The sequence below is a fragment of the Paenibacillus sp. J22R67 genome (assembly GCF_059692175.1).
Genome location: NZ_JCAUAX010000002.1, coordinates 578593 through 603493 on the forward strand (window position 1 = coordinate 578593; position 24901 = coordinate 603493).

The 24901-nt window shown below is 44.3% G+C and carries 20 protein-coding genes; 2 read left to right on the forward strand and 18 right to left on the reverse strand.

Translation table 11 applies throughout. The features are described from left to right. Positions 1–163: 163 nt before the first annotated feature. From AC58VC_RS08705 to AC58VC_RS08730, 6 genes are all read right to left on the reverse strand, one after another. Positions 164–757 carry a ribonuclease H-like YkuK family protein gene (locus AC58VC_RS08705; RefSeq protein WP_497368439.1) on the reverse strand — a complete coding sequence of 198 codons (594 nt, stop codon included), beginning with the start codon at positions 755–757 and terminating at the stop codon, positions 164–166. 108 nt (positions 758–865) lie between these two features. After that, a complete protein-coding gene (locus AC58VC_RS08710; protein WP_497368440.1) occupies positions 866–1819 on the reverse strand; it encodes a C40 family peptidase in 954 nt (317 codons plus the stop codon). Positions 1820–1968: 149 nt separating this feature from the next. Continuing rightward, positions 1969–2262 (reverse strand): hypothetical protein, encoded by a 294-nt coding sequence (locus AC58VC_RS08715; RefSeq protein WP_497368441.1) that lies wholly within the window; start codon positions 2260–2262, stop codon positions 1969–1971. A 68-nt stretch (positions 2263–2330) separates the two neighbouring features. After that, the gene (locus AC58VC_RS08720; RefSeq protein WP_497368442.1) at positions 2331–4634 is read right to left on the reverse strand and encodes a thiamine pyrophosphate-dependent enzyme; all 2304 of its coding nucleotides are present in this window, start codon (positions 4632–4634) and stop codon (positions 2331–2333) included. A gap of 35 nt (positions 4635–4669) precedes the next feature. After that, positions 4670–5680 (reverse strand): 2-oxoacid:acceptor oxidoreductase family protein, encoded by a 1011-nt coding sequence (locus tag AC58VC_RS08725; protein ID WP_497368443.1) that lies wholly within the window; start codon positions 5678–5680, stop codon positions 4670–4672. Between the two features lie 115 nt (positions 5681–5795). Further along, positions 5796–5975, reverse strand: coding sequence for a hypothetical protein (locus AC58VC_RS08730; RefSeq protein WP_497368444.1), 180 nt, complete (start codon positions 5973–5975; stop codon positions 5796–5798). A 273-nt stretch (positions 5976–6248) separates the two neighbouring features. On the opposite strand from AC58VC_RS08730, the gene AC58VC_RS08735 reads away from it, so the two are divergent. Together AC58VC_RS08735 and AC58VC_RS08740 are read left to right on the forward strand one after the other, a co-directional pair. Further along, positions 6249–7448 carry an ATP-binding protein gene (locus AC58VC_RS08735; protein ID WP_497368445.1) on the forward strand — a complete coding sequence of 400 codons (1200 nt, stop codon included), beginning with the start codon at positions 6249–6251 and terminating at the stop codon, positions 7446–7448. Between the two features lie 90 nt (positions 7449–7538). Then, on the forward strand, positions 7539–7937 hold the full coding sequence (locus AC58VC_RS08740) for a hypothetical protein (protein ID WP_497368446.1): 399 nt from the start codon (positions 7539–7541) through the stop codon (positions 7935–7937). A 53-nt stretch (positions 7938–7990) separates the two neighbouring features. Here the strand turns inward: AC58VC_RS08740 and AC58VC_RS08745 are convergent, their stop codons facing one another. The 12 genes from AC58VC_RS08745 to rny all read right to left on the reverse strand — a co-directional run bounded on the left by AC58VC_RS08745 (position 7991) and on the right by rny (position 24744). Further along, on the reverse strand, positions 7991–13702 hold the full coding sequence (locus AC58VC_RS08745; protein ID WP_497368447.1) for a family 43 glycosylhydrolase: 5712 nt from the start codon (positions 13700–13702) through the stop codon (positions 7991–7993). 230 nt (positions 13703–13932) lie between these two features. Next, positions 13933–14418 carry a low molecular weight protein-tyrosine-phosphatase gene (locus tag AC58VC_RS08750; RefSeq protein ID WP_497368448.1) on the reverse strand — a complete coding sequence of 162 codons (486 nt, stop codon included), beginning with the start codon at positions 14416–14418 and terminating at the stop codon, positions 13933–13935. Then, on the reverse strand, positions 14415–15149 hold the full coding sequence (locus tag AC58VC_RS08755; protein ID WP_497368449.1) for a phosphonate ABC transporter ATP-binding protein: 735 nt from the start codon (positions 15147–15149) through the stop codon (positions 14415–14417). The genes AC58VC_RS08750 and AC58VC_RS08755 overlap by 4 nt, the downstream gene beginning before the upstream one ends. A 116-nt stretch (positions 15150–15265) precedes the next feature. Further along, positions 15266–15733: a YlbF/YmcA family competence regulator gene (locus AC58VC_RS08760; protein WP_161405781.1), complete on the reverse strand. Its 468-nt coding sequence runs from the start codon at positions 15731–15733 to the stop codon at positions 15266–15268. A 29-nt stretch (positions 15734–15762) separates the two neighbouring features. Beyond that, on the reverse strand, positions 15763–17232 hold the full coding sequence (gene miaB, locus AC58VC_RS08765) for a tRNA (N6-isopentenyl adenosine(37)-C2)-methylthiotransferase MiaB (protein ID WP_497369001.1): 1470 nt from the start codon (positions 17230–17232) through the stop codon (positions 15763–15765). 147 nt (positions 17233–17379) lie between these two features. Continuing rightward, a complete protein-coding gene (gene pduL / locus AC58VC_RS08770) occupies positions 17380–17949 on the reverse strand; it encodes a phosphate propanoyltransferase (protein ID WP_497368450.1) in 570 nt (189 codons plus the stop codon). 94 nt (positions 17950–18043) lie between these two features. Continuing rightward, positions 18044–18910, reverse strand: a complete 867-nt coding sequence (locus tag AC58VC_RS08775; RefSeq protein WP_161405784.1) for a 2-oxoacid:ferredoxin oxidoreductase subunit beta — start codon at positions 18908–18910, stop codon at positions 18044–18046. Beyond that, positions 18898–20646, reverse strand: a complete 1749-nt coding sequence (locus AC58VC_RS08780) for a 2-oxoacid:acceptor oxidoreductase subunit alpha (RefSeq protein WP_497368451.1) — start codon at positions 20644–20646, stop codon at positions 18898–18900. Before AC58VC_RS08780 ends, AC58VC_RS08775 begins: the two co-directional genes overlap by 13 nt. A gap of 205 nt (positions 20647–20851) precedes the next feature. Next, complete coding sequence (locus AC58VC_RS08785; protein ID WP_497368452.1) at positions 20852–21793, reverse strand: dipeptidase; 942 nt, start codon at positions 21791–21793, stop codon at positions 20852–20854. Between the two features lie 125 nt (positions 21794–21918). After that, positions 21919–22179 (reverse strand): stage V sporulation protein S, encoded by a 261-nt coding sequence (locus tag AC58VC_RS08790; protein WP_028558349.1) that lies wholly within the window; start codon positions 22177–22179, stop codon positions 21919–21921. Positions 22180–22292: 113 nt separating this feature from the next. Next, on the reverse strand, positions 22293–23087 hold the full coding sequence (locus AC58VC_RS08795) for a TIGR00282 family metallophosphoesterase (protein ID WP_161405787.1): 795 nt from the start codon (positions 23085–23087) through the stop codon (positions 22293–22295). A gap of 118 nt (positions 23088–23205) precedes the next feature. After that, positions 23206–24744, reverse strand: coding sequence for a ribonuclease Y (gene rny / locus AC58VC_RS08800; RefSeq protein ID WP_161405788.1), 1539 nt, complete (start codon positions 24742–24744; stop codon positions 23206–23208). Positions 24745–24901 lie beyond the last annotated feature (157 nt).

Consider the following 24901-nt stretch of genomic DNA (forward strand, 5'->3'; position numbering starts at 1 on the left):
TCTCCTCTCTCTAAGGCTGTCTAAGCATTTATTTCGCTAAAAAGTGTTAGAAATCCTTTTTTCACAGGACATTTTGGCTGGGAGATGAAGTAATAACAAAAAACCGTCAGCTCTTATGATCGCAATGATCATGTAGACTAACGGTTCAATCCTCAATCTTCTCTTATAAACTGCCATCCTTTACCTCACGATCTTCGTACAAGGGGAGATAAGGTTTCTTTGAAAACCTGTTCGCATAGGCCGATGCCACGTAACAATCCGGTTTGATGACAGGAACCATGCCGACAGATTCTACTCGCGTTACCATCTCTTGCACATATTTGGCCGTCCTGTTCTTATTCTCATCATCACCTGCATCAATATGAATGTACATATCGAAAGTGGCGCCTTGGTACAGATGAGGAAGAACAATATTCTCCATATCCTCTCGTTTAGCCTCGTCAAAGTACGTCGCAATCTCTTCACTGAGTGCTGTTTCCATCGAAAGCTTTTCCTTAATCGAATGTAAAGCTCGATGGACAATCACTTGACGATAGCATGCCCACGCTCCTTTTCCAAGCCGCTGAATCACTACACCTGTTATGAATTTGGTGTGGCCTGAGTGCACCTGACAATCCGTTCCAATGATAAACTTGTAGGTACCTGCCGGATCAAGACGCATGAAATGCAGGATTCTTTCATGAACCGTATCCAAGTTTAGTCCTCTTTCCGTCGTGTTCCGAAACTCCAGTGGGTGATTTGCTCTCAAAGGTTTCAAAGATAAGGTTCTTCCTTTCTCCTTAGAATCAGGAAGAAGCGGATGCTGGCCAGATGCATCCGCCCCTATCTATAGTATATAGCAAAATTCCAATGATCGAACCATCACTTATTGTAAAACGCTTCCTCCGTATAAAAAGCGATTTTCCCATTGCTTGCCATCGATCGTATCGACACGAACACCGCCGGATTCAACCGAGTAGGTATGCAGGATATTTCCATTCCCCAGATACAGCCCTACATGGGTAATTGGTTCTTTGAAAGCATCGACATTATCATAATCTGAAGGTTTGCTTCCTTTATAGGAACTGAAAAACATTAAATCCCCACGCTTTAATTTCGTCCAATCTGTACGAACAGGTCCTAAAGATCGCACGAAGGTGCCTTGGGCCGAGGAATCGCTTGGAACCGAGAGACGAAGTGCATCCCAGAACATCGTTTGTACGAAATCTGAACAGTCAAAAGTCGTCGGATCGTTACGTACGGAGCCAAACTCGTAAGGTGTGCCTAAGTAGACATTTCCAGCTGAAATTACCGCTTCGATCTCATCCGCAAGTGGCATGTTAGGGACAACTACGGAGAAATCAGTGATCATGTATTTGCTGCCAGTACTTACATAACCGCTTGTACCGTTTGCGTCCAGAATTTTGTACCAGCTGTCATTGACCTTATCTGTAATAAGAACTTCTTCGCCTTTATTAAGCATACGAATTACTTTGGATCCACTTTCTGATGACGGAAGCGTACGAAAGTTAACGCCATAAATGACTTCTGCATTGCTGATAATTTTTATGTACTTGCTGTTCGTAGATACATAGCCGCTCACACCTTGAGCATCCTTGACTTTGTACCAATTGGTTGTCACATAATCCGTTACAGTGACGACTTCATTCGTTTTCAACAAACGGATGACATGGCTTGACGTGTTCGGTTGATCTCGGAAGCTTACCCCCGAAACGATCTGTGCTTGGGTCGAAGCTTCTACATTTGCTGAAGTAGCCGCTGGTAAAACAAAAGTAAGGGCGAAAACAAGTAAGCTAATAACCATCGTCCATTTTTTCATCGCCTCAACCTCGCTCCCATGATGTCATATTTTACTTACATATCCTTATTATAGATTCATGGCGTGAAGAGCGAATATAGGCGAAAAGATGCGATTTTTGTCGTTAATTAGTAAGGACCGCATGGCTGCATGCCTATTGACGACAAGGTTTATTTTTCCAGTTTTCGAACCTCAGGTTTCCTTGTTGGAAGCCAACACACGGAGAGGCTAGGGTCATTTTTCAGCTTCACATTACAGAGCTTCATTTCCCCTTCTTCAAGCTCAATAATGTGCCAATCTTCAGGCACTGCTCCCTCGATGGCGAGGAGGAAATCTTGTGAATGCTCATCCGCCTCCGCCTGCTCCGACCAATATTTCACACCATAATAAGCAAGTCCATAATGGTTGACCAACGTGCAGGTAAAGAGTTGATCTGTGTTTTTATTTTGCAGGACATAAGGCATTTGGTTTCCTCCATTAAAAAGGCACATTCACCGCACAGGGTGAACGTGCCTAGTTCCTATGATTGCTATTATAAATAAGCGTTCTCGTGTTTGGCCTTCAAGCGATTCCAACGGCGTTCAACTTCGACTTCGAAAGATTTGAGCGAGCCCTCATATTCCGGCTTCGTCATATGCTTCGTTTTCCCCATCGTCTTAAGCCAATCAGATAAAGGAATCTTTTTGTTCTTATCTTCGGGGTTATAGGTGAGACTCGTAATTCCGTGTTCCACTTCATATAGCGGGAAGAAACAGGAATCAACTGCTGCACCTACAATGTTTGATCCTTCTTGGTCATCAGAGAGCCAGTTGAGCGGGCAAGCAATGAGAATCTTCCCATACACTAAACCCTCGTGCTGCGCGTACCACTGTGCTTTCGCTGCCTTTTTCACGAGATCCTGCGGATAGGCTTCTGATCCCGTGAAGACATAAGGAATGTGCGTAGCCGCCATAATTTGCGCCGTATCCTTATGGTGAAACACCTTCCCGCCTTGATGCTTCCCAACGTTCGACGTCGATGTGCGATGACCCATCGGTGTTGAATAGGACAGCTGGGCGCCTGTATTCATGTAACCCTCGTTATCGTACTCGAGGATAATCATTTTATGATTGCGCAGAGCAGCACCAATGGCAGGCCCCATGCCGATATCCATCCCGCCATCGCCCGTAATCATGACGAAGGTGAAATCGTCCTTCAAACCTAGATGATCGAGTTCTCCACGACGCTTGCGCTCCCAGAACATCTCGACAACCCCTGACAGCGTTGCAGCGCCGTTCTGGAACAGGTTATGAATATACGTCGCCTTATGCGCCGAGTAGGGATAACCTGTCGTTACGACCATCGCACAGCCTGTGTGGAAGATCGAAACAATATCGCCTTCGATGCCCTTGAAGAACAACTCTAAGCCCGAGAAAATGCCGCAGCCCGGGCATGCGCCATGGCCAGGAGCAATACGCTTAGGCTTCTTCGTTAGTGCGCGTAGTGGCGGGATCCGAACATTCAGCTTGCCCGATGCCTCATCCGGTGTTACGGTGATGAGTCCCGTCTTCAAATCCTCGTATTTCATCGGTGTCAGTACCCGCTTCGGCGCTTTGGCTGGATCACCTGGCGTATGGCCGTAGTAATCGAAGGGAACTTCCACCTTGCCGTTTTGCACAGCATCAATGGCAAATTGGAACAGGTTATGCCCATCTTCGGCATAAAAGTCCTTGCCACCTAAGCCGTATATGCGGCTTATGACAAGCGTATCCCTGTTCCCGTGTGTGAACAGCGCCGCTTTAATTTCGTTGACCATATTGCCGCCATGGCCGCCATAGGAATCCGCGCGATCGCCGACGGTGATCGCCTTCACATGCTGCAACGCTTCTGCAATCTGCTTGGCAGGGAAAGGACGGATCATATTCGGCGCGATCGATCCGGCTTTAATGCCCTTTTCGCGGAGCTGGTCGACGACGTCTTTGATGATTTCGGAAGCCGAATTCATCAGGAATACCGCGACTTCCGCGTCCTCCATCCGATACAGTTCGAGTATCGGATAGTCACGGCCAGTTAGTTCGGCATATTCCTGCCGAATGCGGTCATACACCTCTTCGGCATTGTACATCGCCATAGACTGCTGATAGCAGTTATTAATGTAATCCGGCTCATTCATATAAGGCCCAACCGTGATCGGATTATTCCGATCTAACGTATCAGGGAAGCCTTGCGGCTTCTCGCCGATGAACGCCTGCACATCTTCACGATTTGCAAACGTTTGAACTCTGCGTTTCTGGTGGGATGTGAAATATCCGTCTGAGGCCACCAATACCGGCAAGCGTACCGCCGGGTCTTCAGCCAATTTCAATGCGAGAATATTCATATCGTAGACCGCTTGCGGATCACGGCACATCACGATCGGCCATCCTGTGTTTAAAGCATAATACAGATCCGAGTGATCACCGTGGATGTTGAGTGGACCGGAGACAGACCGACATACCAAGTTCATCACCATAGGGAAGCGTGTGCCTGACTGCACTGGCATTTGTTCCAACATGTACAAATAACCGTTGGCGCTTGTCGCGTTAAATACGCGGCCGCCAGCAGTTGAGGCTCCATAACATATACCTGCAGATCCATGCTCTCCGTCTGCGGGAATGAGCACAATATCATGTTGTCCGTTGGACTTCATTAGATCTAGGAATTGGGCTACTTCTGTCGATGGAGAAATCGGGAAATATCCCATGACGTGATAATTAATCTGATGAGCTGCATAAGCCGCCATCTCGTTGCCTGACTCATATACAATGCGCTGTTCAACCTTGGCCTGCCCTAATTCCTTCTTAATATCAATGGACATAACGAGTAGTTCCACCCTTCTCCCATAAATACTCTCTAAGAGTTTATAGCTAGATTGAAGCGATGTGGCATACGGTGAATATCGGCATAACCGTCTTCTTCCCGCTCATCAGTGAGCGCTTCGGTCGGACAAGCCTGTACACATTTGAGGCAACCTTTACAGTATTGATAGTCAATGCCCTGCAGAAACATCTGCGGACGCCCTTTTTTGTCAGGGAGCTCATCCCAAACAAAGCAGAAATCCGGGCAAACATTATCGCAAGAAGCGCAGTGAATGCATTTATCTTCATGGAAATGCGGCATCATCCCCGCACGTGAAATACTTAAATCCTTTAGAATACTATTTCCAGGATTCGAAATAACTCCGCCGATCGACTGCGTTTCGTAACCAAGAACTGGCGTGTCAAAGCGCACGAAATCAGGCATGGTCTCCCCTTCTGGAAGCGCATACGTTTGGAACTTGACCTCATTGTATCCACGGTCAAACGTTCGTAAAGCGGGCGCCACAGCCAGCGGGTACTTCTTTTCTAACGATTTACGAATAACGCCTCTCATAACATCCGGATCAAGGAAATCACATAACCGGAACAAGGCGCCAAGCATTGCCATGTTTACACGATTTTTCTCCTCCAGCGAAATGCCGATGGCATCAATAACGGCAATGGTGCCGCCTCTTAACTTCATCTTTTCCTTGAGCTCATCAGGTGTTTTCGTTGAGTTTACTAAGACTGTACTATCTTCATAGATGCCACTGATAACGTTTACAGTTTTGGAAAGCGATTCGTGAAAAACACCTACAACATGCGGTCGTTCTACAGGCGAAGTATCCCGTATTCTCGTATCCATGTCACAAAACCTAATGTGCGCTTTCACTGCTGATCCTTTCTTCTCAGAACCATAGGAAGAAAAACTAACCCCGTTCAATCCCACCCCAACAACTCCCGCTTCCGCCAGCATCTTACCTGCCAGATTAGCGCCGAGACCGCCGATGGATTCCAGTCTTATCTCGAAAAATCCGAGATCGTTCAATTTAGGTAAAGTTACCATGCAAGGTCTCCTTTCAAAAATGAACAGCATTAAGAATAAATAGTATGAATAGTAAATCTACTTTCATTGTAACAAGAAATTGCTGGTAATCAACCTTTTTTTAGACAAAGACTCTTTAGAGCAAATAATCAATAATGAGTCCGCATTTTCCCAAATAATAACTGGTTCCCTCTACCCTCTCGTGCTCTGTTTCAATTTCATGGTTCCCGACATGCTCACACTCGTCACAAACGTTCACATAATCTTCGTCAATCGGATTAAAGACAACACCGCAAACCTGTGAGCACGCCCTCATCCTCATCTCTCCTCGTTTTCAAATCCCATGAATTTGTAAACGCTTGCATTGATGTTACCTCCTATTATACAGCGGTTAATAGCGTTAACACCATAAGTCTTTAGCAAATCTTTAGTAAATCTTTAGCATTCAAAATAGACCCTTTCTCTTGATAAGGTCTGATTATGTGAGATAATGTAGAAATAACCAAGATAATGTCGTACATATGGAAAGGATGGCAATCGTTTGCTCCATTCAATCATTTCCCATGAACTGCATGGTCTCTTCTACCTCATGAGTGCTACATTAATCCATCAGGTTCTCGCACCTCTATTCATCTACAAAGAGCAGCAGCGCAATCTACTATTTGGTATTCTGCTCATCATTCTACTTATCTTTTATTGGAATTTTGAAGATATTGATCCCTTCATCTATTCGCTCCACTTTCTTCCTTTAAGTTTGACAACCATCATTATTTTCGCTGGATTTATTCCTGCTGCAATGACTTGGATCTGTTTCAATATTGGCTGTATGTTTATCCTTAATTATTACTGGGAACCGGCATTGCTAAGCAGTGCTTTTATCTTACTCGGTAGTTATTACATTAGAAATAAAGTTAATCAACTAAACCTTAAGCTCAAAATAACATATGCAATAGGCTTACTTGCCGTGTACGAAGTATTGTATGCCATGCTTGCGACCTACATACGATCTTACTTCTCTCTGTATGTTTTATACACCATTTTGCTTACTTTTATTTCCCTTTTGTTCATCATTTTTTTAGTTTTCCATGTGAAGAAACATGAATTTCATAGACAGCGCATTATCGCTATTGAAAAAGACCGTATGATTGGTCAATTAGCAGCTACGATTTCACATGAAATTCGCAATCCGTTAACCTCCATTCGCGGGTTCCTGCAGCTGATGGATCAGAAGGAGCTGCCACTTCATGATCAGAAGAGGTACATTGAGCTAGCGCTATCCGGTGTAGATCAGGCGAATACCATCATCAATGATTATTTGAACTATGCCAAACCATCTAACGGATTGCAGGAACAGTTGGACATTAAGGAGGAATTGGAAGCTACGCTTCGATTCATCACTCCACTTGCTACTGATCATCAGGTTGCGATAGAAATCGTTCACGAGACTAACGATCCTCTATTCATCTTAGGGGAATCCAAGAAACTTCGGCAATGCTTAATAAATTTGGTTAAAAATGCGATTGAGTCCATGCCTGATGGCGGCCACATTCTACTACGCACTTGTAAGCTGCCGAGCGGCGTTCAAATTTCTATCACCGATACGGGGGTTGGGATGAGCAAGTCACAATTAGATTCACTAGGCATGCCGTTTTATACAACCAAAGAACAAGGAACCGGTCTCGGGCTTGTCGTCGTTATGAGCATCATCAAAATGATGAACGGGAAAATCTCCTTCAGTAGTAGGATAAACCAGGGCACACAATGCTCGATCCTTTTTCAGCAAAAATAACAACCAAGTCCATCCATTTAACAAGGATGATGATCTATGTTATTCTGTTAAGACAAGCGATCATCATGACTCGTGAAGGAGGGCTTTGCCATGAGTTCGGATTTCATTCAGATTAAATCGCTAGACGGCGACTTGAAAATGTCTCATAAGAAAAAGGATTATGGTTTGACCATCACGACCAAAGAACTGATTCTTCATAAGCCTCATATTAATTATTATTTTAAACTGGAGAACATCATCAGTATTGTTCCCTATGAGAATGCTTCACTCAAAGCCATGTCTTTCGTAAATGCCCGATCGGGTAACCAAGAGACCACCCATTTATCTTCGGGTTCCGATCACTTCCGTATTTATGTTCAAGGAGCAACCGTCCATAACAGAAGCGGATTGTTTGAACTTGGCCCTATTAATATTGTTATTCCAATTTATCCAGTCATGCTTGACGCTATCTCAGAATGCCTCACGCGTACAGGGCTAATCTCTTTATAAACAATAGAAAAAAGGCGTGTCAAATTGACAATCAATTTGCACGCCTTTTTTCGTTAATTCAATATCATTCGGGCTACCTCTGCCAAGTCTTCAATATCTACTTTCCCGTCACCGTTAATATCTGCCTTTCTGTATTCACTCCAATTTGGATCATTGGAAGTTTTTCCATAGGCAGCAGCCACGATGCCTAGATCACCAATCGCAACGTGTCCATCGTTGTTAACATCACTAGGATGAGTTGTATTGACCGAATCGATGAAGGCTAGAAACGCGATGTTAAGCTCTGCTGCTGCTTGATCGATCTGCTGTTGGGAAGCATTCGGATTGTTCAGAACCGATTTTGCTTTCTCGATCGCTGACAGCAATACAGCTTTGGATCCCAAAGGATATTGATTCACTTCGTTTCCTTCCACAGCGGCATCAAACTTAGCTTGCGCCGATGCTATAGCGGCGCTCAGCGCTGCTCGATCGCTTGCTTGAATGTCTACACGCATGAATACATTGCCGAGTGTGGTTTCCTCCCCTAGGCCATTGGAGATAACAACATTGGTTAACCCGATTACGGCTGGTTGAGAAGAAGATTTCGCCTTAAAGTGGAGCTTCAGCTGATCACCGTTGGCGTGAATGGCATTGTCAGCTCCTATACTTGCCAGCAGGATACGCACACGACCGGATGTTTCGTTTTTACCCGCGATGGTTAATCTTTGCCGAGCAAGCCCTGCATCAACAAACTCTACTTGTGTTGGATCGAATGTGACCGTGATGTCCTGCGCATAAATACTTTGTGTGACACTCAGATGGCTGAGACCGTACATGAGTTCGAAGGACTGTCCAGCTTGCACGCTGCTTGCTCCTTTTAACGTAGTCATCGGTTCCTCTGTCGACTGCTCATCGGAAGGCTTAAGCTGAGGAGTAATCGTCGGTCCCCACACTTCCATCGCATCAATACCGCTAGCTTGCGGTACAAAATGAACACGATCAATTGCAAGTTTACGCGGTTCAGTTGTACCAGCTTTGTAATGTGTATGGTACACCATGAATAATTCTGTACCATCTGGTGAAGAGATTAAGGAATGATGTCCCGCTCCCGGTACAATCGTGTTGGATTTCATAATCGGATTATACGTATATTTCGTCCATGGTCCCATCGGAGTCGGAGCGGTTGCATAACCAACGCCATAATCCGGGCTTTCGAAATGGTTGCCGGAATATGTCAAATAGTAGGTTCCATTATGCTTGATCATAAACGGTCCCTCGTTAATACTTGCAACCGGCTGCTGTTGACTGCGCTCCCAATCTTGGGTAGCTCGGAACACGAATTGTACAGTATCTTCCTTCATGCTTTTCATATCTTCACTCAGTTCGGCCATCCAAATTTCATTACCTTGATTGAACCTGACGAAGTAGATGTACTTTTTACCGTTATCGTCTGTGTAAATATGCGCATCGATCTCCGGCGTGTTCAGATGCATCGGCTGTTTGATGTCTTGGACGAACGGCCCTAAAGGAGAGCTGCTTGTGGCTACAGCCAGCCTTTCATTAACTACATAGTACATGTAGAAGGTCCCGTCCTTTTCCACGACCTCAGGTGCCCAGAAGCCGCTGGTCCCCCAAGAATCAGACTGCTTTAACGCCAATTCATCCTGCTCCGACCAATTGACCAGATCCGTTGAGGTGTATACTTTGAATCCCTTTGGCTTATTAGCCGCAGTTGAGGTATTCGTCCCATATAAATAATACTTGCCGTCATGCTGCAACACGAAGGGGTCAGCAATATTCGGCAACACGGAGTTGGTATACGTTGGCCCAGTTATTGATTCCTGGTACGAAGATACTTTGATGTTGTCAAATCTGGCATCTGCTTGCCATGTGCGCAGTCCGATTTTAGCCGTAGCCCGATGCGATGCATCCAACAAATCAAATTTCGGATACCCATTGACGTTAAGCGGATTGTCATTCACATAAACCTGAATGTGATCTTCATTCGCAACGACCTTAAGGTGGTACCACTCGTTTGCAAGGATTGGCATCTTCTTGGAAGCAAGTTCCTGCCAATTGCCTTTCGACATTTCTCCGAGTACGGCTGTTTGTGTGGAAGCATTAATGCCTAGATAATATCCGTCTAAGTGATCCGCGCCATTTGCAACGTTCGATGCTCTGAAAATCAACCCTGCTTCGTTGCCGCTCGTAATTTGCACATCGCCCTCGAATACGAAATCTGTAAAGCTTTTGCTGTTAAGCACAGCTTTATAGCCAGGTCCGCTGTTTACCGCATACTGTCCATTAGAGACGCTCCAATCACCTTCGTACGTAGACCATCCTTCAACCGTTGATCCGCTAAAATCGTTCATGTATAGGATCTCCGGTACAGGTTCGGAGTTCGGCACGGTTACTGCAGCTTGCGAGCGGAAGTCACCGCTTGTTGAGACCGCTTCAATGACCGCTCTGCCTGGCGATAATGCCGTTACTAATCCACTGCTGCTGACAGTAGCGATCTCCGGATTGCTCGATGTCCAAGTCACTTCTTCGCCGCTTGCTCCCATGTTGTGAAGCTGGGATGTCTTCCCTGATTCAAGGGTCAGCTTCTTCTGATCAAGATCAACCCCGCCCTGAATGGATCTGACAGCGAAATAATCAAATCGAGCATCAATCCGATTGTTTGTCGCAACAATATTGTTTGCGAATAATCCGATTTTGATATTTTTTAAATTCGCGGTGACAGGATTGGATGCCTGAATCCAGTCATATCCATCCCAATAATAGGTCGTATAGACATTCCCCATTTTCTTAATTTTGAGCGTCATGGTATCTCCGCCGGGGTGAGCCACTTCACTGCCTGGTTTCTTGTAACTGCCGCCAAGCTCATAAGCGGTTTCAATAATTTTCCCATTCGCATAGACATGAGCAAGCTTTACGAAATTATCTGCATCCTGCCAGACGAAGAGACCGCCCTGCTGATGATTTATGGCAATAGGTGCCGTAACTTTCGTAACGATTTCAAAATCGCCATTGGCCGGCACATCTCTCAGGAATACATTGTTTTGACTATTGTTATCCTGATAGACGTCCGTAGGCGTCGTATGAATAGTCATTGAACCCGGCGTTTGAGTCAAACTCCAATTACCTTTGCTTTCCTGGAATATCGACCATGCTGGGTCGAGCACCTCGCTATCAAAGGAATCAATCGTAAACTTCGATAAATCCGGTTCTCCAGGCGTTTGACGGACAGTAACGTTACATTCACTAAGGACTGCACCATTATCGGCACTTATAACTCGAATTGTTGCGGTACCCGCTTTCAGTCCCTTCACTGTCAGCATGGTGCTTCCTGTAGCTGTATCCTTACTGTCCTGCGTAACCGTCACCACATCAGGTGCCGTTGAAGTCACCACGACGTTCTTGTTCGATCCGATCAGCGGTCTGACAGATGCAGTTAAGGAAGCAGATTCTCCAGTACCCAACGTCATGGCTTGATTATCAAGTAGAATACTTTCTACAGGCGCTGAAACACCGCTCTTCTCCAGAGGCTCAAGAACGATGTAATCCAGTTGGGCAAAATTCAGTTTGCTGGTTAAACGGATCTTGTTAATCCCCGCTTGCAGACTAACATCCATAGATACTGGATTAAAACCCTTCCAGCCAAAGTTTTTATAAGTTAACGTCTGGCCAATACCGCCATTAACGGAAACCTCATGCTGCGCAGAAGCTCCTCCGGCAGTTCCATTGTCAGCTATGACAATGAGCGAATAATCTCCTGCTTCCTTGACATCAACCGTGAACTCTACATAATCTTTCCCAGGCTGATCCAAATGACCGACAACTTTATCCCCTGATGCATTATCAGAAGAAGTAAGGACCGCCGAGCCGCCGAGGAGTGCATGTTCAGCTTCATATTTATATCTGATTACATTCGGAGTGCCAGATGGCTCTTCCATGGAAGCGCCATAAGGGGCAGGAGTTCCGAAATTCGGAGTACCGTCTTCCTTCCATGTAAACTTTTGCGCCCGGACACTGCGATTTCCCCAACTTCCGCCAGAGAATTGATCGGCGTGATACACGAGCCAATCCTCTTTGCCGTCAGGTGAAGTGGTGAACGTGTTGTGACCAGGACCGTACGCTGTCGGCACTTTACTGAAGACAGGGCCAGACTTGCTCCAAGATGCAGGGTTCAATACATTCCCATCCGTATTGCTTAGCATGCCGAGTGTATAATCATCCGTCCAACTTCCGCTGGCGGAATATACGATAAATATTTTGCCGTCTTTTTTCAAGATCTCCGGCCCTTCGTTGATATACGGTGTACCGATACGCTCCCAGGGTTGATCTGGTGTAGAGATTTGAACTCTCGGGCCACTGATCGTCCAAGGATTGCTCATTGGAGCGATATAAATGCTCTGCTTCACATTGACATCGCCTTCCCAGCCTGACCATACGAAATATTTGGAATTATCTTCTTTGACAAGAACAGTTCCGTCAATAGCCCATTTGTTCGTGCTATCCGAGATTTTCCCTTTTAATGTATATGTCCCTTGCGGATCTTGGGAGTTACCTTCCAGTACATACATCCTGTGATTTTCGTTTGCACCATCATCTGCAGCAAAGTAGATGTACCATTTACCATCCAGATATTGTAGCTCTGGCGCCCACAGTTCTTTTGAATAGGGTTGACCGGTTGGAGGCGAATAGACTGTTACTCTCGGGACTGAGCCGATATCCTGCAATCTTTTTGCCTTCGAAATCGATATGGACGCATCTCTGTTAGACTTCACATAGTAATAATAACCATCTTTAAATACAATGCTCGGATCTGCCGAACCGCCGCTGCTGTTGGAAACAGGAACGATAGGATTTTTAAAATATGCACTGGCTTGAACCGTCACTTCAGCAGATGCCGTAGCTCCGCCGTCCTTAGCAGTTGCTGTAATTGTTGCAAAACCTGAGTTTATCCCCGTTACAACGCCATTGCTGTCCACTGTTGCTACATCAGGGTTGTTAGATAGCCAGGATACTTCCTGGTTACTTGCATCAACTGGTTTAAATTCAGGAATAAGGGTCTCCTTCTCGTCAACCTTTAATGAGATGGCACTCTGCTTCAGGGAGATGGACTCTACAGCCTTTTCGCCGAGTTCCGTTACCTTCAAATTGTCATAGGTCGCATTCGTCCAAAAGGACCTGACTCCAATAGCCCCCTGAGTAAACGTGGAATCTACAGCACTGAGTACGCGGTTGCCATCGATATAGATATCAATATTGCTTCCTTTGGCTTCCACCTTCATACGGTAGACTTTGTTTTGTTGAACGGCAAAAGGGCTGGAGGCCAGTTCTTTCCAATTGTTATCCATTTTACCCAGTTGAACGAGATTATTCGCTGTAATGCCCGCATAATAGCCTTGCAAATTATCTGCCCCGACGCTTGGGTTATTGACTCTGAAAATGAGTCCAGCATTATCCGAATTAATGCCATCTTTGAAGGCAATATCGGATTCATATACAAAATTGCTAAAAGTTGTTCCGTTTGCAACAGCCTTGAATCCAGCCCCCTTGTTGGTATGGTAGGCTCCATCTGAAGCATTCCAGGATCCCCCATATGTCGTCCACCCATCCGCATTGAGATCATTGAAATCATCTTGGAATAAGATTGATTCCTCTCCTGCGGCTACAACGGGTTCCATAGGGGCTGTGAATGTTAAAACCATGCTGGCAATCAAGGCAGAAGATACAATCTTTTGAAAATTGTTGGATATGCAATTTAACCTTTTTTTCAAGCTTCTTCCTCCAGTCACTACATATATTTCTTCCATCACAAGATACATTATGTAGCAAAAATTCGGAATTGTATTTGCGTTTTCCCGTCTTTTTGTTTGTTTTTACCATTTTTTCGAGTGAAACAACAAAAAAGGAGCCTCGCAGGTTTGCGGGCTCCGTTTTCTAAGTAATTCTGGCCTATCACACAAAAGTGGAGTACAAATCCATCTCACCTTTGTTTTTACTGCATTTATGTAAGTTGTTCCTTATCCATAATATACGTAAGTAAACTTGCGCAGCTCTCTTCAACCATTTCGAAAACTTCTTGGAAATTCCCCGTATAATACGGATCAGGCACATTTTTATCCTTCCGCCCGGGTGCAAAATCCAATAATTTGTGAATTGAAGCACGCTTCTCAGCATCTACTGGTTCAGGAGCGAACGCAGCTAGATTCTGGACATTACTCTCATCCATGGCGATGATGTATGTAAATTGCACGAAATCATCTGATTTTACCTGTCTAGCTTGCATGCCTTTGTAATCAATATGATTTTTATCTAAAATATCCCTTGTTCCTTGGTGCGGCGGATGACCGATATGCCAATCACCTGTGCCAGCTGAATCAATGGCAATGACATGTTCTAGTTCAGCCTGTTTCACCTGGTGACGAAAAACAGCCTCTGCCATGGGAGAACGACAAATATTTCCCAAACAAACGAATAAGACCTGGATCATACTTCACCAAATATGAGCTTTTTCTCACGCATCGTTAACGATCTAGCAGGGATGTCGAGCACAATTTTACCTTCTGCGATGCCCCAAATACGTGTTGCGAATCGCTCTGCTAATTCTACCTTATGCAGTGTAGCAATTACACTCATATTCCTATCTTTGCATAATGACTTCAAATCCTGAAGTATGTACTCCGTGGATTTCGGATCGAGTCCAGAAACAGGCTCATCAGCAACAAGCACTTTAGGTCCAAGGATTAAAGCTTTGGCGATTGCCACACGCTGCTGCTCACCACCGCTAAGCTGACCAACTTTCTTTTCCCCTTTATCAAGCAAGCCAACCTTTTCCAAATAATCCATGCTATCTACATGCTCATCCCTGGATGTCATGCCTGTAATAACTCGTAATGGCGCTTGAAACACTCTGCCCATCATCACATTTTTGACAGCGCTTTTATTTCGATTCAGCGCAGGTTTCTCTTCTAAGAAAGCGAAATCCTTGCCTAATTTAAAGCGCTCCCATGGCCCGGGTTTGGAGATATCATTGGAGTTATAAATTAACTGGCCGCTTGTCCACTTTTCTTGATGACTGATACAGCGCAGTAATGTTGTTTTGCCACTTCCGCTACTTCCAATGACAGCAATAAATTCGCCTTGATCCACTTGAAAGCTAACTTGAGAAAGCACTTGATTGTCTGGCGGATATACTTTACTTAGATTACGTACGGTAAGCATGACAATCTCTCCTTCATGTTTCCTATTGGTCCCTTTGGAAAAAATCGCCACTCACATCAAGCTAAGGCCTGAATAGAGGGCGATTCTCGCTAACCCACGGGAAGTCATCTTTCATCTTAGTCACAAGATGTCGGTGCTTCTGAAGTTCCTGCTTCTACATTGATTTTATCGGAAATCGTATCACGAATGACCGACATGACCAGCTGCAGTAAATAATTAATATCATCTTGAGTTTGTTTGAACTCACTTACAATTGGAATTCCATCTAATTCATCTTGCAGAACTTCAATTTCATTCTCAATCTTTTGAACCATTTTCTCGTTCTTAAATGTTTGGAAGGCCACAATTTCTTTTTGCTTCTTTTTAATGGAGCCAATTAGAACTTGAATATCCGGGTTTGTAGCAATTTGCTTCTCAGCCTTTTGGTAGAACTGAACTTCATTCGAAGTAGTCAACAAAGTAGCCAATTCTTTGGCTTTGTCCAAAATATCTTCGCGAACGATCATTTCCGTATTCGTAAATTCCTCAACTTTAAAAGCATGAGGCTGGTTATCATGTTGGTGATCACATTGGGACACTTTCATTCACACTCCTATCTATATTAACAAACGAATTATATGGATAATTTCAAGGGCTTCTGAACAATTTCACCCTTCAAAATCCATGTTTGCGCATGCGTTACTTGTACGTCGATCATTTGCCCGATTAGCTCTTTGGAGCCGGTAAAATGAATCAACTTATTCGTCCGTGTGCGTCCGGCAAGTACATCTGCGTTATTCTTACTTTCGCCTTCAACGAGTACTTCGACCGTTTGTCCCAGCAATTTCTCGTTACTCGCTTTACTGTGAGCATTCACAAGCTCATTCAAACGATACAAACGCTGTTTCTTCACTTCCATCGGAACATTATCTTCCATTCCAGCAGCAGGCGTACCTTCGCGCGGCGAATAAATGAATGTAAACGCGAAATCAAATCCTACTTCTTCGTATAAAGACATCGTTTCATCGAACTGCTCATCGGTCTCCCCAGGGAAACCAACGATAATATCCGTAGTTAGAACGACATCCGGCATCGTGGCTTTAATTTTGCGGGCAAGCTGCAAATAATGCTCTCTGGAATACTTTCTGCTCATCCGTTTCAGTACTTCGGTATTCCCCGCTTGAACTGGCAGATGAATATGTTCGACTAGATTGCCGCGTTTGCCTAAAACTTCAATCAAGTCGTCATCAAAATCCCTTGGATGCGAGGTTGTAAATCGAATCCTCGGAACGTCAATTTTACGAATGTCATCCATCAGATTAGCGAAGGAGTAAGTAATATCTTCAAAGTCTTTGCCATAAGCATTGACGTTTTGTCCAAGCAGCGTAATTTCTTGAAATCCTTGACGTGCTAGATCTCTTACTTCAGCAAGTACATCCTGCGGTCTGCGGCTTCTCTCTTTGCCGCGCGTATATGGGACGATGCAGTATGTACAGAATTTGTCGCAGCCGAACATGATGTTGACCCAAGCACGGATTCCTTCCCGCTTCTTCGGTAAATTCTCAACAATGTCGCCTTCTTTGGACCACACTTCAACAACCATTTCTTTGTTATAGAATGCATCCTTCAATAGGCCAGGCAAACGATGAATGTTGTGTGTTCCAAAAATCAAATCAACAAAGGCATGCTTCTGCATAATCCGATTTACAACAGCTTCTTCTTGCGACATACAACCACAAACACCAAGAACAAGTCCTGGCTTCTGTGCTTTGAGAGCCTTCAAGTGTCCAAGTTCACCGAACACTTTATCCTCCGCATTTTCACGGATCGCACAAGTATTCAACAGAATGACATCTGCTTGGTACTTGTCTTCCGTCGTCTGATAACCCATTTGTTCAAGCAAGCCCCTCATTACTTCTGTATCATGCTCATTCATCTGACATCCGTAAGTGCGAATCAAATAATATTTATCTTTGCCGAACTCCTGCATGTCCTCAGGGATATGGAAATCATAGTGAACGGCGATTTCTTCTTTTCCGCGCTTCTTAGCATCTGACAGTGAAGGAGGCTGAAAATATTGAGAATAATCCTTATCGGATTTCACTTGGTTAGCCACTTTCGTTCCTCCTACGAGTTTGCGTTGGTAAAACTTACGTAATTCACAAATAATTACGCAACTTTTATTATAACATTACATGCCTATTTAGTACAAAAGGAAATTGGTATAACAGTGAAAACAGCTCTCTTTGAACTAGTCAAGAATTTCTGCTATATCCCCTGTTTTTACACCCGCTGCATTCCCCTCATCCGTGTCTATATGCATGTCCAAAGCAAATTGTTCGGATACACGAGCAATTACATTTTCAAAAATCAACGGTCTTTCGCCATTTACCTTGACGCGCAGCAATTGTTTATCTTGAATGCCCCATTTATCTGCGTCTGACGTGTGAAAATGGATATGTCTAGCTGCTACAATTACACCTTGATCAAGCTCTACTTCCCCTACTGGACCAACTACCAGGAGACCAGGTGTCTGGTCGATATGGCCTGATTCACGTACCGGCGGGTTAATACCTAATGAAAAAGCATCCGTACGTGAAATTTCAATTTGGGTAAATGGACGTGCTGGACCGAGAATTCTCACTTTTTCCATCTTGTTTTTAGGCCCAACTATCGACACTGTTTCCTGGGCTGCAAATTGCCCAGGCTGTGAGAGCTCTTTAAACTCTTTCAGTTCATACCCTTCTCCGAACAAAATGGCAATATGCGCCTCAGATAGGTGAATATGTCTAGCTGATACTCCAACGGGAACTGTTTTCATGCGATATCATCCTTTGAATTAGTATAGTTGTCAGTATTGCCGCTCAGCAAAAAGGGCATACGGATTATCTCCATATGCCCTCAAGGTCAACCCATTATTTGAATTCAGTGAGCATTTTGTTGAAGTCTGCTTCTGAAAGTTGAAGATCTTGTTTCGATAGTCCTTCTTTAGCGAAACTAGGGATTGAATTTTCATAGCTCTTTTTATCTTTGTTTTGGTAAATGATACCTGTCAACATGGAGTTTGTTTCCATGATTTTGGTCATTGCCATTACGCGATTTGTGTAGTCATAATCAGGAATTTCATCCAAATCAACAATGTTCTCTTTGAACCAATCATACGTGTTAACTTTATTGAAAGTTACGCATGGGCTGAAAACGTTGATTAAGGAGAACCCTTTGTGGTTCAAACCAGCTTCGATTACAGCTGTTAACTGTTTCAAGTTACTGGAGAAAGATTGAGCTACGAATGTTGCACCAGCGGCCATAGCTACTTCTAACGGAGAAATAGCAGACTCGATTGTACCAAGCGGTGTACTTTTCGTTTTGAAACCTTCAGCACTACGTGGAGATGCTTGACCTTTTGTCAAACCGTAGATTTGGTTATCCATAACGATATAAGTAACATCGATGTTACGACGAATCGCGTGTACCGTGTGTCCCATACCGATTGCGAAGCCGTCTCCGTCACCACCGGAAGCAATAACTGTAAGGTCGCGGTTAGCCATTTTCACACCTTGTGCGATTGGTAAAGATCTACCATGAATACCGTGGAAACCATAAGCATTGATGTAACCGGAGATACGTCCGGAACAACCGATACCGGATACGATTGCTAAGCCTTCAGGCTCTAAACCAACATTAGCCGCTGCACGTTGAATAGCTGCTTGTACGGAGAAGTCTCCGCATCCTGGACACCAGTTTGGCTTTACATTGTTACGAAAGTCTTTTAATGTTGCCATGCTAAAGTCAACTCCTTACATTTTTGTTCGATTTCTGCTGGAAGGAACGGATTACCGTTGTACTTCAGAACGTTTTTGATTTTATCTGCATGACCAACATGCAGTTTAATTTGATCAGCTAATTGACCAGTAGCGTTGTTTTCAACGACGATAACTGTTTTTGCTTTCTCAACAAGCGGTCTCAGCTGTTCAGCTGGGAACGGATGAATCAAGCGTACAGTCGCGTGATTTGTTTTGATGCCTTCTAGTTCAACGCGGCGTCTTGCTTCATCAATCGTACCGCCAGTGGATCCCATACCGATAATTAAAAGATCTGGGTTCTCATGAGGAGCATCAGCTTTGATTGCATCTGTTACTTGAATGTGTTTCAACTTCTCAAGACGTTTATCCATCATTCTTTGACGATTCTCTGTGCTCTCTGAAGGACGACCTGTTTGATCATGCTCTACCCCAGTTACATGGTGAAGACCATGTTTAACGCCTGGGATGACACGTGGAGAAACGCCATTCTCTGTGAACTCATAACGTTTGAACAACTGATTTGCTTCTAGCTCAGGAGCTTCTGTTACCAGAGCACCGCGATCGATGACGATACGGTTGTAGTCCAGCATTTCAGCGGATTGTTTACCCAAGGAAAGCTGAAGATCAGTCATCAGAATAACTGGGCATTGGTATTTCTCAGCCAAGTTGAAAGCTTCAATTGTATCGTAGAAGCACTCTTCAATCGTGCTTGGGGACAATACGATTTTCGGGATCTCACCGTGCGTACCATATACCATTGCATTCAAATCGGATTGTTCTTGTTTCGTTGGAAGACCTGTACTTGGTCCGCCGCGTTGTGTATCAACGATAACAACCGGAGTTTCCGTCATACCAGCCAAACCAATTGCTTCCATCATCAAGGACAGACCAGGACCAGCAGAAGCTGTCAGTGCACGCGCACCAGCATAGTTAGCGCCGATTGCCATTGTGCAAGCTGCGATCTCATCTTCTGTTTGGATAACTGTACCACCGAATTTAGGAAGTGCTTTAATCAAGTATTCCATTACCTCGGAAGCAGGTGTAATCGGATATGCAGGCATGAAACGGCAGCCAGCAGCAACAGCTCCCAGAGCGATTGCATCGTTACCTATCATGAACAATTTTTGCATGCCGTCAGCCGGCTCTAATTGGAAGTCAGCGATTGGGCCACCAGCCAATTCAAGTACGGATTCAGCACCTTTGCGAACAGCCTCGATGTTTTTCTCAACGACAGCTGCACCTTTACGACCGAACTCTTCTTCAACAGCTTTATTAAACACATCAAGCGGCAAACCGAGCAATGCCCAAGAGGCTCCTGATGCGGCCATGTTCTTAAATAGGGATGTTCCTAGTTCTTCTGCAATTGCAGTAATGGGAACTGGAAACAGACGTGCTTTAATTCCTTCAGGTAAAACAGGGTTAAATTTGGCATCTGCAACGATTACACCATTGTCACGAAGCTCGTGAGCGTTGAAATCGATACTTTCCTGGTCAAATGCAACCAGAATATCCAAATCATCTGAAATTGCGCGAATCGGCTTGGTGCTGATGCGAATCTTGTTATTTGTATGTCCCCCCTTAATCCGTGAAGAGAAATGACGGTACCCATACAAATAGTAACCGAGACGGTTCAATGCAGTAGAGAAGATACGGTCAGTACTTTCGACCCCTTCACCCTGTTGACCTCCGATTTTCCAAGATAACTGACTAATCACCGTACGTCCACTCCTTTTGATTGTAGCTGCTCGAAGACATTAAAAGCTCAATTGTTTAGTAAAATAGATAATGCAATAAAAAAAATCTTTCACTTGTCAACCAAATTCTATGCCTTTATGAAGCAAAATGCAAGGGGTACCAACGATTCTAAAAGATAGAGTTTTTAGATCGAATCCATATCAATATTAGATCGATTTTCAATTTTCATTTCGGAAGGTTCGCGAGCATGAAATTGCGCCAATTTCCAAACAAAAATGCCTCTACTTGTGTTTCCTTATAGTTTTTGCATAGCGCCTCTATTAAATTTTCGTATTGACCCGCATGCCTTAACCCTTTGATCCACTGCTCAATGCCATCAAAATCCGATCCGAAACCAATTTGTCTCTCTCCCCCCAACGAGCAGACGTGATCAATATGATTAAGCAAACCAGCGATAGGAACAGCCAGATTCATACTATCAACGAAATAGGGAACAAACGTAAGGCCAATTTGTCCCTGACATTGAATGATAGCTTTGATTTGATCGTCTGATAAATTTCTTGGATGGGGACAAATTTTCTGAGCATTGGAGTGGGAAGCAATAAAAGGTTTGCTATAAACCTCAACCATTTCCCAAAATGCTGCAGTCGATAAGTGTGACACATCTGCTATTATACCCATTGTTTCTAATTCTCTTAACATGAGTTTGCCTTTTCTTGTGAAACCGCCTTTTCTTGGCTCCATGACGCCGTCTGCGGCCCAATTCGCGTAGTTCCAAGTTATTCCTACACTTCGTACACCTAGGTGATATAGAATTCTTAGATGGGTCAAGTTGCCCGATAAAGCGTCCACACCTTCAAGTGTCAGAATTGCGCCAATTTGATCTCCAGCTTCTACTTCGTACCAGTCCCTCACATTTTGAATAAACCGCATGCCTGAATGACTTACAATTTTCCGCTGAAAAATATCAACCATCTGCAAAATATGATCAAATGTAGGTTGCTGAATAGAGTCTGATAAATAAATGGCAAAACACTGCACCTTAACGCCCGCTTGCTTTAATCTCGGATAACTGACATCCAGTTCCTGATCTTCCTTGCCAAATTCGAGCTTTGGATTCACATACAGTTTCGTTAACGCATCGCAATGACCATCCATGATCTTCATCCATGCAGCCTCCTTATCTGTCGCTAAACAAGACAAAAACCTCTTATCAGAGGTTTTGGGGTAGAATAAAAAACCTGTCTACAAGGTAAACAGGCTACGTGGGTTAATATGTATGGTTCCGTTCATTACCTCGGCTCAACGATTAATTTAATGGCCGTCCGATCTTCCCCGTCAATCACGATATCTGTGAAGGCTGGTACACAAATTAAGTCAACTCCGCTGGGCGCCACAAATCCTCTTGCGATCGCTACTGCTTTGATGGCTTGGTTCAAGGCGCCTGCACCGATAGCTTGGAGCTCAGCTGCCCCGCGCTCACGCAACACACCTGCCAAAGCACCTGCAACGGAGTTTGGGTTGGATTTTGCTGAAACTTTTAATACATCCATGAATAGTACCTCCTCGGGAATGATGGATAGTTCCATTAATCATCATATTCTCGAGGTAGCACAAACATGACTTTCTATTTCATCTAAATTCTCTAAATTTTCTGAAATAACAATTAATCCATGAAAACTTGATCCTCATCGTAACGGATAAGCTGTATGGCTTTCGCTTGGCCTGTTTGATCATTCAATTCTATAACAACAGCATGGAAGTGCCATTTCCCTTCGTCTGTAACGAATCTTACTGGCAGCTGCGTTTTGAATTTCTGAAGCACCGCATTTCGTTCCACACCTAGAATGCCATCACGCGGGCCAACCATCCCTACATCTGTCACATAAGCTGTACCTTGCGGCAATACGCGGTTATCATTCGTTTGCACATGGGTATGCGTGCCGACGACAGCTGATACTTTCCCGTCCAAATGCCAACCCATCGCAATTTTCTCAGAAGTCGCTTCAGCATGAAAATCTACAAATATAAATTTGTGCTTTTTCTTATCTGCTTCAAGGATCTCATCGACTTTGCGGAACGGACAATCAATAGGCGGCAAGAACGTGCGCCCTTGTAAATTGATGATCAGCAGCTCCTGATCTTTCACTTTTATGACCGTATGTCCCCTGCCTGGCGTACCAGGTGGAAAGTTGGCTGGACGAACCATTTTCTCGTCCCGATCAATAAAATCGAAGATTTCTTTTTGATCCCATGTATGATTGCCCATTGTAAGGGCCTGAATGCCCATCTCGTAGATTTCTTTCGCTATTGCTGAGGTAATCCCCTTCCCCGCTGCGGCGTTCTCTCCGTTGGCAATGAACACGGCATGAGGGTGCGCTTGTTTTAATCGAGGCATGACATTTTTAAGTGCTTTACGTCCAACAGATCCAACAATATCTCCAATAAATACAATTTTCATAACAAATTTATAGCTCCTTTATTAACGTAGATGCGCGGAGGGTTAGGATACAACCTATTGATCCGCCTATAAAATAAGGAAAAGTGGCTGTATCAGCCACTTTTCGCATTGGTTACTCTTATTTAGCGTATTCAACAGCTCGTGTTTCACGAATGACCGTAACCTTAATATGTCCTGGATAATCGAGTTCACCCTCGATTTTCTTGGTAATATCGCGGGCTAGGCGGAACGCTTCGGTATCATCCACTTTCTCAGGTTGAACCATAACACGTACTTCACGGCCGGCTTGAATGGCGTATGATTTCTCAACACCTTCAAAAGATTCCGAGATTTCTTCGAGTTTCTCTAGACGCTTAATATATGTTTCGAGCGTTTCCCTGCGTGCTCCAGGTCTCGCCGCGGATAAGGCATCTGCTGCTCCGACTAACATCGCTATAACTGACGTTGCTTCTACATCGCCATGATGTGAAGCAATACTGTTAATAACGACTGGATGCTCCTTGTACTTCTTACCAATCTCAACACCGATTTCGACATGAGATCCTTCAACCTCGTGGTCAAGCGCCTTACCGATGTCATGAAGCAGCCCGGCACGTTTCGCCAAAGTTACGTCTACCCCGAGCTCCCCGGCCATCAGACCAGCCAGATAAGCTACTTCCATGGAATGCTTCAACACGTTTTGACCATAACTTGTTCTAAATTTCAGTCGACCTAAAATTTTGATCAAGTCAGGATGCAATCCGTGAACTCCAACTTCAAACGTGGCTTGCTCCCCATATTCGCGGATACGTTCATCCACTTCTTTACGGGATTTCTCAACCATCTCTTCAATACGTGCTGGATGAATACGACCATCGGCAACAAGCTTCTCTAGGGATGTACGAGCAATTTCGCGACGAATTGGATCAAATCCAGATAAAATAACTGCTTCTGGCGTGTCATCAATAATAAGGTCAATACCCGTTAATGTTTCCAGTGCACGGATATTACGTCCCTCACGACCGATAATCCGGCCTTTCATTTCTTCATTTGGCAATGAAACAACTGAAACTGTCGTTTCAGCAACATGATCTGCGGCACAACGTTGAATGGCGAGCGTGATGATTTCACGGGCTTTCTTATCGCCGTCTTCTTTGGCCTGTTGTTCGATTTCTTTAATAAGCTGTGCAGTTTCGTGTCGTACTTCCTGCTCCACATTGGTAAGAATAATACTTTTCGCTTCTTCCATTGTAAGTCCTGAGATACGCTCTAACTCCGAAACCTGGCTTTTATAAAGCTGATCAATTTGATTTTGTGTATCCTCGATCCGCTTCTCTTTGTTGGCAACTTGCTCTTCTTTACGCTCGAGAGATTCTAATTTTTTATCCAGCGATTCCTCTTTTTGCAACAATCGTCTTTCTTGTCGTTGAATTTCATTCCGACGCTCACGAATGTCTTTTTCAGCTTCGGACCTAAGTTTGTGTACTTCGTCCTTCGCTTCCAGAACCGTTTCCTTTTTCAGTGCTTCGGCTTCTTTCTTAGCAGCTTCTCTAATCTGCTCAGCGGCTGTTTCAGCACTGGAAATTTTCGCTTCTGCAAGAGATTTACGGATAAAATAACCAATCCCTAAGCATGCAGCTCCAACAATGAGAATGATCGCGATCCAGATGAAAGTCATCTTGTTCACCTCCTCGTTGGTTTCTCCAAGGTGTTAGCCTGGGATTCCGTTCGGTTTTTTAATCCGATTTTTAATTGTTTGACTAGTCATACATACCCCAAAATAAAAAGAGTATGGCTTTTAAATGAATGCGCACTGTGCGTTAGAGGCACTATAG

Excerpts from the sequence above, each read along its gene's own strand:
- AC58VC_RS08785 (WP_497368452.1), bottom strand. The coding sequence starts at position 21,793 with ATGAAGATCATGGATGGTCATTGCGATGCGTTAACGAAACTGTATGTG.
- AC58VC_RS08720 (WP_497368442.1), bottom strand. The coding sequence starts at position 4,634 with ATGTCCATTGATATTAAGAAGGAATTAGGGCAGGCCAAGGTTGAACAG.
- AC58VC_RS08735 (WP_497368445.1), top strand. The coding sequence starts at position 6,249 with ATGAGTGCTACATTAATCCATCAGGTTCTCGCACCTCTATTCATCTAC.
- rny (WP_161405788.1), bottom strand. The coding sequence starts at position 24,744 with ATGACTTTCATCTGGATCGCGATCATTCTCATTGTTGGAGCTGCATGC.
- AC58VC_RS08775 (WP_161405784.1), bottom strand. The coding sequence starts at position 18,910 with ATGGCAACATTAAAAGACTTTCGTAACAATGTAAAGCCAAACTGGTGT.
- AC58VC_RS08740 (WP_497368446.1), top strand. The coding sequence starts at position 7,539 with ATGAGTTCGGATTTCATTCAGATTAAATCGCTAGACGGCGACTTGAAA.
- AC58VC_RS08725 (WP_497368443.1), bottom strand. The coding sequence starts at position 5,680 with ATGGTAACTTTACCTAAATTGAACGATCTCGGATTTTTCGAGATAAGA.
- AC58VC_RS08760 (WP_161405781.1), bottom strand. The coding sequence starts at position 15,733 with ATGAAAGTGTCCCAATGTGATCACCAACATGATAACCAGCCTCATGCT.
- AC58VC_RS08790 (WP_028558349.1), bottom strand. The coding sequence starts at position 22,179 with ATGGATGTATTAAAAGTTTCAGCAAAATCCAACCCAAACTCCGTTGCA.
- AC58VC_RS08755 (WP_497368449.1), bottom strand. The coding sequence starts at position 15,149 with ATGCTTACCGTACGTAATCTAAGTAAAGTATATCCGCCAGACAATCAA.
- AC58VC_RS08750 (WP_497368448.1), bottom strand. The coding sequence starts at position 14,418 with ATGATCCAGGTCTTATTCGTTTGTTTGGGAAATATTTGTCGTTCTCCC.
- AC58VC_RS08715 (WP_497368441.1), bottom strand. The coding sequence starts at position 2,262 with ATGCCTTATGTCCTGCAAAATAAAAACACAGATCAACTCTTTACCTGC.
- AC58VC_RS08710 (WP_497368440.1), bottom strand. The coding sequence starts at position 1,819 with ATGAAAAAATGGACGATGGTTATTAGCTTACTTGTTTTCGCCCTTACT.
- AC58VC_RS08795 (WP_161405787.1), bottom strand. The coding sequence starts at position 23,087 with ATGAAAATTGTATTTATTGGAGATATTGTTGGATCTGTTGGACGTAAA.
- pduL (WP_497368450.1), bottom strand. The coding sequence starts at position 17,949 with ATGAAAACAGTTCCCGTTGGAGTATCAGCTAGACATATTCACCTATCT.
- AC58VC_RS08730 (WP_497368444.1), bottom strand. The coding sequence starts at position 5,975 with ATGAGGGCGTGCTCACAGGTTTGCGGTGTTGTCTTTAATCCGATTGAC.